Genomic DNA, 13,036 nt, shown 5'->3' with positions numbered 1-13,036 from the left:
TATGTTTGTATTTACCTTAGTCATTTTATTTATCTTTTTTATTCTCTATAAGTTGATGCTTATCGTGCCGATGCGTGAAGTGCATGTTATTGAGCGTCTGGGGAAATTCCGTGCAGTATTAAACCCAGGATTTCATTTTTTGATCCCTTTCTTCGACCGCGTCTCCTACCGTCACGATACCCGTGAGCAAGTATTAGATGTGCCGCCACAGAGTTGTATCTCTAAAGATAACACTCAACTGGAAGTGGACGGTTTAGTCTACTTAAAAGTGATGGATGGCAAATTAGCGAGTTATGGCATTGAAAACTATCGTAAAGCGGCGGTGAATTTAGCCCAAACCACAATGCGTTCTGAGATAGGTAAGCTGAGTTTAAGTGAGACCTTCTCCGAGCGTGATAGCTTGAATGAATCCATAGTGCGGGAAATCGATAAGGCGTCAGAACCTTGGGGGATCAAAGTATTGCGCTATGAAATTCGCAATATTACGCCTTCGCGCCATGTGATCCACACCCTTGAGAAGCAGATGGAAGCCGAGCGTCGCAAACGCGCCGAAATCACGTTGGCCAATGCGGAAAAAGCGGCGATGATCAATATGTCTGAAGGTGAGCGCCAAGAGGCGATTAACCTGTCAGAAGGTCAAAAACAGAAACGGATTAATGAAGCCAAAGGTACAGGTCAAGAGATTGCTATCATAGCCAAAGCGAAATCCGAAGGTATGGCAATGATCTCGCAGGCGTTAGCGGTCAATGGCGGCACAGATGCGATGAATATGTTATTGAAAGAACAGTTTATCGCTCAAGTTGGCAAGATCCTCAATGATGCACAGGTCTCTGTTGTCCCCGCTGAAATGGCGAAACTCGAAGGTTTCTTCGAAGGCATGGAGCAAGTCACTCAGACTGTGAGTGGCCAAAATAATAGTGGCAAAGGAGCGCGATAATGAATCTTCCATTAGATACAGATTTGATAGTGATGGCAATTTGGGGACTTATCTTTGCCATTTTCGTGATTAAGCTTTTCCAATCGATTCGACTCGTTCCCACTAAGTCGGCTTATATTGTGGAGCGTTTAGGTAAGTACCACAGCACCTTAGATGCGGGTTTCCATACCTTGATCCCCTTCGTGGATAAAGTCGCTTTCATTCATGATTTGAAAGAAGAGACCATCGACGTACCGCCGCAGGAATGTTTTTCGAGCGACGAAGTTAACGTTGAAGTGGATGGGGTGATTTATATCTCTGTGACCGACCCAGTCAAAGCCAGTTACGGTATTACCGATTATCGCTACGCGGCTATTCAGTTGGCGCAAACCACCACGCGCTCTGTCATAGGAACGTTGGACCTAGACCGTACCTTTGAAGAGCGTGATGTGATTTCTGCCAAGGTAGTGCAGGTATTAGATCAAGCGGGTGCCATGTGGGGCATACGTGTGCATCGTTATGAGATTAAAAATATCACGCCGCCTGAAACGGTTAAAAATGCCATGGAAATGCAAGTGAATGCTGAGCGTGAGCGCCGCGCATTATTGGCTAAGAGTGAAGGCGACAAACAGAGCAAGATTAATCGTTCAGAAGGCGTTAAAGCTGAGACGGTAAACCGCTCTGAAGGTGAGATGCAGCGCCGGATTAACGAAGCCGAAGGTAAGGCTGAAGAAATTTTAACCATTTCCCGCGCGACGGCGGAATCGATTGAGCGTCTCGCCTCTGTGATTGTCGCGCCGGGTGGTCACAATGCCCTGCGGATGCAACTCGGTGAACAGTACTTTAAACAGCTCGATGGCTTAAGCCAGAAGAATAGCCGAGTGGTATTGCCGGGTAATATGGTGGATTTCGATTACTGGATGAATAGCATAGGCTTAACGGAAGAAAAACCGAGCTAAGTCCCTGGTTAACATCTGAAAATAGCTAGTTTATTAAGGTCAAATACTCAGGTATTTGGCCTTATTTTTTGGCGGTAATTGGATGATGTGTGTCGTGGCGGTTTATATAACGGTATGTGTTGTGAGTTATGGGGAGATCATGCAGCTTCTGTTGAGTGAACCGCGAGAAGCTGCAGTTGGGCATAGATAAATTTTTCATTGAATGGAAGGCTAATAAGCTAGGCGTTCATGAATTTGGGAATGGGCGTGGGTTTCAATGAGCTTGGCAATTTGGTTTTGCTCTAATTGCTGAAGCGCAGAAATTTCGTCATAAATCTTGTCTTGAACATCCAGCGGCATGCGAACATGCTCCATAAACATTCTAATTCCTAGCATGTCACCACTTTTGAAAAGTTGGCTGAATTCGGTGGCTTCTATCTCGATTAATGCATTCATAATACTTCACCCTAAGGTTGGATTTGACACAGATACAACAGTCTTGCTGTTACTTAAGAGATACGCCTAAGTTTGATCTAGGTCAATTAAACTGCATATTAATCTTTATTAATAAAGGGTTTTGTTGTTTATAAATAATCAGTTATAGATTTAGCAAAACAGTACTTTAAAAAATAGGGTTGTTTAAAACTGGGCGTGTCTAGATGAGCTTGGAGCGAATGCAGGGTTATGCGGCAAGCTAAAGCGTAGCGGATAAAAAAATAGCGACGAGCGATAAACGCTGGCCGCTATTTTTGTGATTAGGTATTTAAAAAACGCCTAGAAAGGGTGAAACCTTATTTAGGGATAGCCAGAATCTGACAACCATTAATCCCTGCATTTTGCAGCGTGTGACGCTTACGTTCGGCATCACGCTTACGTTCATAAGGACCTAAAGCGACTTTGTACCACACGCCAGTCGTACCTTCGACTTGTCTTACTTGCGCTTCTAAACCTTGGAAAGCGATGACAGCTTTCATCTCATTCGCCTGTGATTCTTGGCGGAAAGAAGCACATTGCAATTGATATTGCATTGGCGCTCGTGTTGCAACCACATCGGGAATATCGACCTCAACATGCTTGTTTTCAAGCTCATTGAGATAGGTCCATTCTTCCTTTGGTTGAGGCGGCAGAGCGTTAGGGTCCTTCTTCGGCGGCGCAACAGGCTCTGCTGCTTCCTCTTTCTCCACAGGAATAACGACGGCTTTACGCTCGGGTTCTTTCACTTTAGGAGTGAGCACCACATTTTCTTGCGGCTTCACTCGAGTTTCAGTTTTCTTGGCCGGAGTTGGCTGCGGCTTTTCTTCTTGTGGCGCATTATCTTTAATGCTCCATAGAAAATAGACGAAACAACCCACAGCGAGTATGACAAAGCCTATCAGCGTCAGCGGCAGCTTCTTACGCGGCGCTGATTTAGATTGTGAAGGCTTTGCTCGGGTTGGACGAGTCGCGCGGACTGGGCGCGGTTTAGCGCCCGACTGCGGCCTTCTATTGGCATAATCGCGATTACTCATGGCTTACATCCGCTCTAAGGTTTCGATACCGAGTAGATTTAGGCCTTTTTGTAACGTACGAGCCGTCAATTGTGCGAGTAATAAACGGCTATTCTTTTGCGCGTCGTTATCGGCGGCAAGTACGGGGCAGGCTTCGTAGAAGCTTGAGAAAGCACCCGCTAATTCATACAGGTAAGCGCACAATACGTGCGGTTGACCTTTATCGACTACGCGACTGAGGATCTCACCGAACTGTGCTAATTTGTTACCGAGATCTTTCTCTTTTTCATGCTCAAGCACGATTTTCGCTTGGCTCAAATCCAGATCAGTTACACGCTTGAAGATGCCCGCAACACGGGTGTAAGCGTACAGCAGGTAAGGCGCGGTATTGCCTTCGAAGCTGAGCATTTGTTCAAAGCTGAAAATGTAATCGCTGGTACGGTTTTTCGACAAATCAGCATATTTAACGGCACTGATCCCAACGACACGGGCGATTTCAGCCAGCGTGTTCTCATCCATATCTGGATTTTTGCTGCGAACGAGTTCTAGTGCGCGCACGTTTGCTTCTTCTAACAGGTCGACTAACTTAACGACGCCGCCGCTACGGGTTTTGAATGGACGGCCATCTTCGCCGTTCATAGTGCCAAAACCTAAGTGCTCCAATGACATATCTTCACGGACAAACTTAGCCAGCTTGGCTAGGCTAAAGACTTGTTGGAAATGCAGTGCCTGACGTAGGTCAACAAAATACAGGACGCGATCGGCTTTTAACACGTTCGAGCGGTAGCGCATTGCCGCCAGATCTGAGGTGGCATACAAGTAGCCGCCATCGGCTTTTTGGATGATAACAGGCAGTGGCTCACCTTCTTTATTGCGGAAGGCTTCTTGAAACACTACTTTGGCACCGTTGCTTTCGGTTAATAAGCCTTGGGCATCTAAATCTTTAACCACTTGCTCGAGATCGGCGTTATAGGCACTTTCACCGTGCACGTCGGCGCGGGTCAGGCTCACACCTAAACGGGCGTAGACTTCATGGCAGTGACTCAACGAAATGTCGTTAAATTCGCGCCACAGTTTGTTGCAGTATTCGTCGCCAGATTGCAGTTCAACCACTAATTGGCGAGCGCGGGTCGCGAATTCTGCTGATTCGTCGAAACGCAGTTTAGCAGCGCGGTAAAAGTTTTCTAAATCAGACAGTTCAAGTTGAGCTTCTTCGCCATTTTTGGCGCGTAGCTCTTCCATATAGGCCAGCAACATACCAAATTGTGTGCCCCAGTCGCCCACATGGTTTTGACGGATAACCTTATGGCCCAAAAACTCCAGCGCACGTACCACACTGTCGCCAATGATGGTTGAACGTAGGTGACCTACGTGCATTTCTTTGGCGAGGTTGGGCGAAGAGTAATCGACAACAACGGTTTGCGGTGTCGGTAATTTAATACCTAAATGCTCATCGTTGACGGCATTTTGTAGTTGATCCGCTAAGGCGCTGTCGTTGATGAAAAAGTTGATAAAGCCTGGGCCTGCAATTTCAACCTTAGCCACAAAAGCCGAAGCCGGTAAGGTATCGATGATCAGTTGGGCTAATTCGCGTGGATTCTTGCCCGCGACCTTGGTTAGCATCATGGCTAAGTTGGTTGCCAAGTCGCCATGGCTCTTATCCTTGGTTCGATCTACCTGAATGCGCGCTTCAAAGTCAGCAGGCACAATACCTTGTTGTTTAAAGGATTCTAGAGTTTGTTCAAGTAATGATTGGATATGTGATTTCATGGGTTCTAATCGGCACTAACTTTAAGAGTGAATACAGGGAATAACCGCATATTTTAGCCGCTTGTGGTTAACAATTGCTATCTTCCCGATGATTTTTTATCAAATGGCGCTTAAATACTTATCAAATACTCGACTCAGAGGAGATCCTGCGGATCTCTGTCTAAGCTCCATCGGCAGCGTTTAGCTTCGAGCAGTTGTTCTACAAGCGGATGAATACGTTCAAACTCTTGCTGCAGACGGTTGCGGTTTTTAGCTTGGAATAGCAGTTGGCGACGGAACTTGCCGGCTTTTTTATCTAAGGGCGCTGGCATAGGACCAATTACCTCAAATTCTTTATCTTGCGGCAAGAGCGCGGCGAAGGCGTTGAGAAAGTTATCGGCATCACTGGCTAAATGCGCTTCGGCGCGTACCAACACCATGTGCCATGCTGGCGGCAGCAGTGCCTGTTGGCGCTCTTTTAACTGGCTACGGGCAAACTCGCCATAACCGCGGTGCAGCAAATCCCGCAAAATAGGATTGTCACTCTGGTGAGTTTGCAATAATACCGTGCCGGGTTTACTGGCACGGCCCGCACGCCCTGCGACTTGGGTATAGAGCTGCCCAAAACGCTCGGGCGCGCGAAAGTCGGCGCTAAATAAGGCGCCATCGACATCGAGTAGCCCAACCAGCGTCACATCAGGAAAGTGATGACCTTTAGCCAGCATTTGCGTGCCGACGAGGATTTTATATTCGCCCTTATGAATTGCGTTTAAGTGGGTTTCTAATGAGCCTTTTAGGCGAGTGGTATCGCGGTCGATGCGCACCACTGGATGTTTCGGAAACTCCTGTTGCAGCGCTTCGGCGAGTTGTTCTGTGCCTATACCTTGGCCCATCAGCATAGTGCTGCCGCATTTGTGGCATTGCTTAGGGATGGCATATTGATTGCCACAATGGTGGCAGCAAATTTCACCAAGGGATTGATGTACAGTAAAAAACGCGTCGCAGCGGTCGCACTCGTGTAAGTGCCCACACTCGTGGCAAAGCAGGGCGGGTGCAAAGCCGCGGCGATTGAGAAACAGCAACACTTGGTTGCCTGCATCTAAATGCAGGCGGATTTCGTTCAGTAACGGCACTGACATACCGGCTTTCAGCGGCATATTTTTAATGTCGATAATGCCTTGGCGCACTTTTTTAGCCGCACCTGCGCGTTCACCCAATTGTAAATGATGGTAACGGCCGCTTAAGGCATTTTGTAGACTTTCGAGTGAGGGCGTCGCTGTGCCCAAAATCACCGGAATCGCTTCTAAATGGCCACGCATGACTGCCAAGTCGCGGGCATGATAACCAACGCCTTCCTGTTGTTTGAAACTACTGTCGTGTTCTTCATCGAGTATGATGATGCCGGGATACGCCATAGGTGTGAACAAGGCTGAGCGGGTGCCGATAATGATGGCGGCCTGACCGCAGCGGGCTTGGCGCCAAGCTTCGAGTCTCTGATTGTCGGTTAACCCTGAATGCAAAATGGCGACATTGACTTTGAAACGGCGCTTAAAGCGATTGATAGTTTGGGGCGTTAAACCGATTTCAGGCACTAAAATTAATGCTTGCTTGCCTTGCTTAAGGACTTCTTCGAGCACCGCCAAATAGACTTCCGTCTTACCCGAACCGGTAATGCCTTCTAATAAAGTACAGTGATATCCTTGTTGCAGATTTAAAGTGGCAACGGCGACGGCTTGTTCTTTATTGAGTTTATGTGGCGTTTCGTCCATTTCGAGTGTGGTGCGCCAGTCGAGGTTAAGCTCGGCGACTTTCTCATGACGTGCTACCCAGCCTTTATCTTCTAGGGCTTTAAGCGCCGCCTTACTGATGTCTAAGCTGATAACCTCTTCTTGGGTTAAGCTGGCGGTTTTGAGTAACTCGAGTAGTTTTTTCTGTGCGGGTGCGCGTTTAACTGCTTCGGGCGCAATATTTTGGCCTATTTCAGTTAATTGCCAGAATTGAATCTTTTGTGGCGCGGCATTGAGCCCTTTGCGAAGGGCGACTGGTAAGGCTTGGGTTAGCATCTGCCCTTGGCTGCAAAAATAGTATCTCGCGGCCCAAAGCGTTAATTTATAAAGTGATTCAGGCAGCAAAGGTTTATCGTCGATAAACTCAAGCACAGACTTAATCTGTTTAGGCGCTAAGCTGCAAGACTCAGTGATACCTGTGACTAATCCGATTAATTGTTGACGACCGAAGGGGACTTTAACGCGCACGCCTATCTGCGGTGTACTAGGATAAGTTTCGGGTACGCGGTAGCTAAAGGTTTGCCGCATAGGCACAGGTAACGCAACTTCGACAAACAATGACATATGCAGGCAAGTCTTAGGCAAGAATGTGGTTTAGTGTACTCAGCGCGGCTGGCTAGGGCTAGCCCTAATGATGGTTTACCAAGGATAGTTGAGAGTAAATAAATGGCTAATATAGTGAAATCATTAGGTCTACTCGCGTTAGTGTGTAGCGCACCGAGCATGGCACAAGTCTCCCATGTGAGCGTTAACAGCCGCATGTTTGAGTTAGGTGGTTATCCAAAACTCAGGGTGAATGTGATTGCGGACAATCAAGACATGTCGCGCTTAGAGTTTGTGGTGCAGCAAGCTGGCGGCGAAGAAAAGTTAATGGTTGAGGAGCTTAATCGCTTTTTAGTTTTGCTCACAGGTGTTGAAGATGTAAAGGATGACAAAGCTAAACTCTTAGTGAGGGAGTATCGACTCGACCGATGGTACGAGGTCAAAAGTATCAATCTATTTGGCGAGGCTAAGCCAACATCGGCTGCGCTATCTATGAGCGCGGCATCGGGCAGTAAAAATACGACGACAGCGCTGGTGCAAAAGCGTGCGGATAAAGTGAATGTTCAGCCTGTAAAAGTGGCCGCAGAATCCACATCAGCGGTGGGTGCTAAGACCGCGACGGTTATTACGGCTGCAAATATTCATATAGATACTCATGTAAATACTCATGTAAATACTAAGCCCACAGTGCCAGCGGCTGAAGTTGTGACTGGCTTTAAATTTCCTGAAGCAGCGGATGAGCAAAATACCCAGGTTGCCGAGGTAAAGGCTGCCGCCAAAAACTCTGAACCTGTTGCCGTTAAAGCAACGTCTGCTGAAACTATGATGCCTGAGCCTGTTATGTCTGAAGTCGTAGTCACTGAAGCAGTTAAGACAACAAATAGCGAACTCAAAGTGAATGCCGCTGAAACGTCCCCAACCGCTTCGCAGACACCTGAACATTGTCAGTTAACTTATCTTGCAGGTGAGACCTTGTGGCGAATCGCCAATCGCTATGCCAACGATTGGGACGTGAGTGTCTATGGCGCTATGCTGGCGATCTATGAGGCGAATCCTGCGGCGTTCTCAAAAAATAAAATCAACGCACTCAAGAGTAATGCGGCTCTGTCCTGTCCTTCGAAAATGATTTTGGCACAGCATGCTAACGCCAAAGAGGCTCAGGCGATGTTTGAAGCTAAAGAGGCGGGAGAATGAAGCGGCGAACTAAAGTCAAAATAGACGCAGATTAACCGCCAAACGCTCAGATAATCTACTTGTATCCCTTGTGGGTATGCTGTACCATTCTGCGCCCTAAACATATTGTTATTAACATGCATGTGGTGTCCGACTACGGGTTGGAAGAGCGACATGGCCTTACACTTTTGAGGTAACCCCAATGAAACCAGGTATCCACCCAACATACGCTATCATCACTGCAAACTGTACTTGTGGTAACGTTATCAAAGTAAACTCTACTGCTGGTAAAGATCTGCATTTAGACGTATGTGGTGCTTGTCACCCATTCTACACTGGTACACAAAAAGTTGTTGATACTGGCGGTCGTATCGACAAATTCAACAAGCGCTTCGCAGTGCTTGCAAAGAAATAATTGCGATTGCAATGTTTCTAGAAAAGGCGCCTATGGCGCCTTTTTGCTTTCTGTCATTTGCTGAACTGCTTTATTTACGCCTATCTTAATACTTATGTTAAATCCCCCATCTGGTACGACTTCACTCAATTAATCGTCAACTTACTGAGTATTGCGAGTTCAAGTATGTAATTCGACTTATTTATAGCAATTATCTATAAGATAAATATGCTAGCCGTTATATATTGTAATTTAACCAACATTTTTGAGATTAACTCGCTACAACTAGCGCTATAACTACAAAATATATGTTTGTTTCCTACAAAATATATTAAGAAATGCAGCTTTATTATAGGAGATAAGTTTATAAAACTAAGCTTAGAGGTGATATTTGCAGGCTAAAGTGAAATTTCTGAATCTCTTATTTAAAAATCCCCCTTATTGGCGTATCTTACCCCGACCAGCCAGACTATTAACATCACCCTTTGGTGAGACTAGATGTGTGTTGGTAGGCCTTACTCTCATAAATTATAAATGTCGCATTTCAGGATTTTAAAATGTCAGATATTCGTCAACAAGCACTCGATTATCATGAATTTCCAATACCAGGCAAAACCGCAGTTTGCCTTACCAAACCTGCCGAAACGAGTCACGATCTCGCTCTAGCTTATAGCCCTGGAGTGGCTGAGCCTGTGCGTGAAATCGCGGCTAATCCTGACAATGCGTATCGTTATACCAATAAAGGTAATACGGTTGCCGTGATTACCAATGGTACGGCGATCTTAGGTTTAGGCAATTTAGGCCCCTTGGCTTCTAAACCTGTGATGGAAGGCAAAGCATTATTATTCAAGCATTTTGCAAATATCGATTCGACAGATATTGAGATCACCCACAATACGCCTGAAGAATTTATCAATACAGTTGCTGCGATTGCTGACACTTTTGGTGGTATCAATCTTGAAGATATTAAAGCGCCAGAATGCTTTGTTATCGAACGTGAATTGATTGCCCGTTGTAAAGTGCCAGTATTCCATGACGATCAACACGGCACCGCAATTGTGACCGCGGCGGGTATGATTAACGCGCTGGAAATTCAAGGCAAGTTGATCAGCGACGCAACGTTTGTGTGTATGGGCGCAGGTGCGGCAGCCATTGCTTGTATGACTATGCTGGTCAAGTGTGGTGCGAATCGCGCTAACATTTATATGTTAGACACTAAAGGTGTGATTCATTCTGGCCGTACGGATCTTAATGAATATAAAGCGCTATTTGCGAATGATACAGACAAACGCACGCTTCTTGATGTTATTAAAGGCGCAGACGTGTTTTTAGGTCTATCTGGTCCTGACGTGATAGGTGCAGAAGAAGTTGCGTTGATGGCCGATAAGCCAGTAATTTTTGCCTGTTCTAACCCAGATCCTGAAATCAAACCGGCACTGGCTCACGCAACGCGCAGCGATTTGATCATGGGTACCGGTCGCAGCGATTATCCAAACCAAGTGAATAACGTATTGTGTTTCCCGTTTATTTTCCGTGGCGCCTTGGATGTACGTGCGTCATGCATTAACGATGAGATGAAAATCGCCGCGGTTCATGCCATTGCTGCACTGGCAAAAGAGCCTGTGCCTGCGAGTGTGTTGAAGGCTTATCCTAATGTGAGTTCACTGAGTTTTGGCCCTGAATACGTGCTGCCAAAACCGATGGACCCACGTTTATTGTCTAATGTTGCCCGTGCGGTTGCTCAGGCGGCTATCGACTCTGGTGTTGCTGCGATTCCTACTTTACCTCAATACGCCGACTAGGCTAAAAGTGGTAAAAACATCGAAAAGAGGCTAATTAGCCTCTTTTTTGTTTTTAAGTGGACATTAAAGTCACAGCGTCTTGGTTGCCTTTTAGGTTATGCTACTGAATAATCAACGGACAACTTTGTTGTACTCCTGTTAAAATCGCACAAATAATTATAATAATCCTGCAGGATAGCGGATAGATGAAATTCACCCGAATGTTAACTACAAAATTAACCAGCTTTTGGTTAATGTCATTAGCCGCTATCGCCTTCGTATTTTTGCTGAGCGCTATGATGAGTTTCGTGCAGCTGACCTATAAATTTCAGCAGCAGAAAGTCGCCGAACTCGAAACTATGTTAGTGGACCAATATCAACACCAACCCGATTGGGATTTGGAAGCTTGGCTGCCGCCCATGCTGCTCGCCTACAATGCTGTTGATTTTCGGCTGACCTTGAAAGATGAAGTGATCTTTGCCTATGAAGGCAATCTCACTACGCAAAATGCCATGGTGTATGACCATGTGTTAGATCCAAAATCTGGTCTGCGTATGCAGCTGACCTTGACCCAACCCTTCGAGCATTACACTTTTAGTTGGTATGAAATCCTCATCCTGTTGGTCGGTGTGTTAGCTGTGGCAGCCTTAGTGCGTTTTGGCTATTTATGGTTTTCCCAGCAATTGGATGGCATTGAAGAATTAGCCTTACGCAGTCGATTGATTCTGCAAGGTAAGCACGAGCAAGCACTCGCGACTCCCGGAAATGGCAAGCCAAGGCTGATTAACCGCGCTTTGACCAAGTTGTTAGAAGAATTACAAGACGCACAAAAAGAGCGCGGTCGTTTTGACAAGTTCATTCGTTCTAATACCTTTCTCGATGCGGAAACGCGCATTGGTAATCGACTTTTCTTAAATAACCGTCTCGACGCCCTTAGTCATAATCAGGCTATGCTCGCCCATGGGGTGATTTATTTATTAGAGATGGATGATCTGGATTTACTGCAGCAATCCCAAGGTGAAGCGGTAACCAAAGAGTTATTAAACTCGACTGTTAACGCGATAAGCCAATTACTGCAAACCCAAGCCAACAGTATTTTTGCCCGTCGTTCCCACAATCAATTTGCCATAGTTGTGCCGCAAATCTCGTTAATCGAAGCCGACCAATTCGCCAGTAAGTTACTTAAGATATGTTTGAGCCAGCCGTTACCCGAAGTCGACAATAGCGATAACTTTTTCCACCTCGGATGCGCTTATTTTACCGCAGGCGACAATGCGGCGCAGTTAATTGAAGAAGCCGATATGGCTTTGAGGGCGGCACAATTACAGGGCAATAGTAATTGGTTTATGTACGACAAAGGCGCGATTGATGAAGAGTTTGCTAAAGGCTCGGTGCGTTGGCGTAGCTTTTTAGAAAATGCGTTAGTGCAAAGGCGATTCTTCCCCTTTAGCCAGCCGATAATCGACTCTGATGGTAATGAGCACCATAAAGAGATATTTACTCGGGCGCGGGATAATCAAGGCGCGCTAATTCGTGCCACACTGTTTATTCCAATGGCGAATAAATGTGGTTTAATGCCGCAAGTCGAACGGCAAATTATTGAGCGGGTATTATTGTTACTGTCGAATGAATTAGCGGGCGGCGTGTCGAATACTCAAACAAATAAGCAATCAGCGCCACAGATATACAGTATTAATCTGAGTTTGGATTCGCTAATGAGTCGAGCTTTTACCCAATGGCTAAAAACGACGCTGTTAGAATATCGTCATTTGACCACGCGATTGATTTTCGAAGTGTCGGAAGATATCGTTATTCAACATCAAGAAAAGTTGCAGCCTAAATTAGATATGATCCGTAAAATGGGCGCGAGATTATGCGTCGATCATGTGGGCCAGCAGGTCGTTGGCACTTACTATATTCGTGAATGTCATTTTGATTTAATTAAGCTACATAGATCGATTGTGCGGCATATTCATTTACGCCCAGAAAACCAATTATTCATCCGTAGCTTGATTGGCGGTTTGTATCGAACGGAAGTGCAAGTCTGTGCCGAAGGGGTTGAAGTCTTCGAAGAATGGCAGACACTGCAAATCCTCGGTGTTGGCGCAGCGCAGGGAATGTATTTCAGTGAACCCATAGAGGCTAAGTAAGGCAAGTGTGGTATTTGGGTGACTAATGTCGTCTTAGAGACAAATAGATCCTATTATTCACGTATTTATCTATAAAATACGAGTATTTGCAGCTAAACTATCCTGTGCCAAAATAATG

The 13,036-nt window shown here is 46.0% G+C and carries 10 protein-coding genes; 6 read left to right on the top strand and 4 right to left on the bottom strand.

Translation table 11 applies throughout. The features are described from left to right. Window position 1: 1 nt before the first annotated feature. Window positions 2–937, top strand: coding sequence for an SPFH domain-containing protein (locus Q4Q46_RS14260; protein WP_012586651.1), 936 nt, complete (start codon window positions 2–4; stop codon window positions 935–937). Continuing rightward, window positions 937–1,875, top strand: a complete 939-nt coding sequence (locus Q4Q46_RS14255; protein WP_311906286.1) for an SPFH domain-containing protein — start codon at window positions 937–939, stop codon at window positions 1,873–1,875. The genes Q4Q46_RS14260 and Q4Q46_RS14255 overlap by 1 nt, the downstream gene beginning before the upstream one ends. Before the next feature lie 210 nt (window positions 1,876–2,085). Here Q4Q46_RS14255 and Q4Q46_RS14250 read toward each other — a convergent pair whose 3' ends face one another. From Q4Q46_RS14250 to priA, 4 genes are all read right to left on the bottom strand, one after another. Beyond that, complete coding sequence (locus Q4Q46_RS14250) at window positions 2,086–2,310, bottom strand: hypothetical protein (protein WP_006083282.1); 225 nt, start codon at window positions 2,308–2,310, stop codon at window positions 2,086–2,088. 335 nt (window positions 2,311–2,645) lie between these two features. Beyond that, window positions 2,646–3,362, bottom strand: a complete 717-nt coding sequence (locus Q4Q46_RS14245; RefSeq protein WP_311901067.1) for an SPOR domain-containing protein — start codon at window positions 3,360–3,362, stop codon at window positions 2,646–2,648. 3 nt (window positions 3,363–3,365) lie between these two features. Then, the gene (gene argS / locus Q4Q46_RS14240; protein ID WP_311906285.1) at window positions 3,366–5,111 is read right to left on the bottom strand and encodes an arginine--tRNA ligase; all 1,746 of its coding nucleotides are present in this window, start codon (window positions 5,109–5,111) and stop codon (window positions 3,366–3,368) included. A gap of 134 nt (window positions 5,112–5,245) precedes the next feature. After that, complete coding sequence (gene priA, locus Q4Q46_RS14235; protein WP_311906284.1) at window positions 5,246–7,441, bottom strand: primosomal protein N'; 2,196 nt, start codon at window positions 7,439–7,441, stop codon at window positions 5,246–5,248. Window positions 7,442–7,543: 102 nt separating this feature from the next. Between priA and Q4Q46_RS14230 the strand changes: the two genes are divergently transcribed. From Q4Q46_RS14230 to csrD, 4 genes are all read left to right on the top strand, one after another. Further along, window positions 7,544–8,614, top strand: coding sequence for a FimV/HubP family polar landmark protein (locus Q4Q46_RS14230; RefSeq protein ID WP_311906283.1), 1,071 nt, complete (start codon window positions 7,544–7,546; stop codon window positions 8,612–8,614). Window positions 8,615–8,795: 181 nt separating this feature from the next. Beyond that, the gene (gene rpmE / locus Q4Q46_RS14225; RefSeq protein WP_063883331.1) at window positions 8,796–9,008 is read left to right on the top strand and encodes a 50S ribosomal protein L31; all 213 of its coding nucleotides are present in this window, start codon (window positions 8,796–8,798) and stop codon (window positions 9,006–9,008) included. Between the two features lie 536 nt (window positions 9,009–9,544). Further along, window positions 9,545–10,789 (top strand): malic enzyme-like NAD(P)-binding protein, encoded by a 1,245-nt coding sequence (locus Q4Q46_RS14220; RefSeq protein WP_311906282.1) that lies wholly within the window; start codon window positions 9,545–9,547, stop codon window positions 10,787–10,789. Between the two features lie 185 nt (window positions 10,790–10,974). Then, a complete protein-coding gene (csrD, locus tag Q4Q46_RS14215; protein ID WP_311906281.1) occupies window positions 10,975–12,918 on the top strand; it encodes an RNase E specificity factor CsrD in 1,944 nt (647 codons plus the stop codon). Window positions 12,919–13,036 lie beyond the last annotated feature (118 nt).

It is taken from the genome of Shewanella vaxholmensis (assembly GCF_031932135.1).
Taxonomy (GTDB): Bacteria; Pseudomonadota; Gammaproteobacteria; order Enterobacterales; family Shewanellaceae; genus Shewanella; species Shewanella hafniensis.
This window is presented reverse-complemented; position numbering and strand designations above follow the sequence as displayed.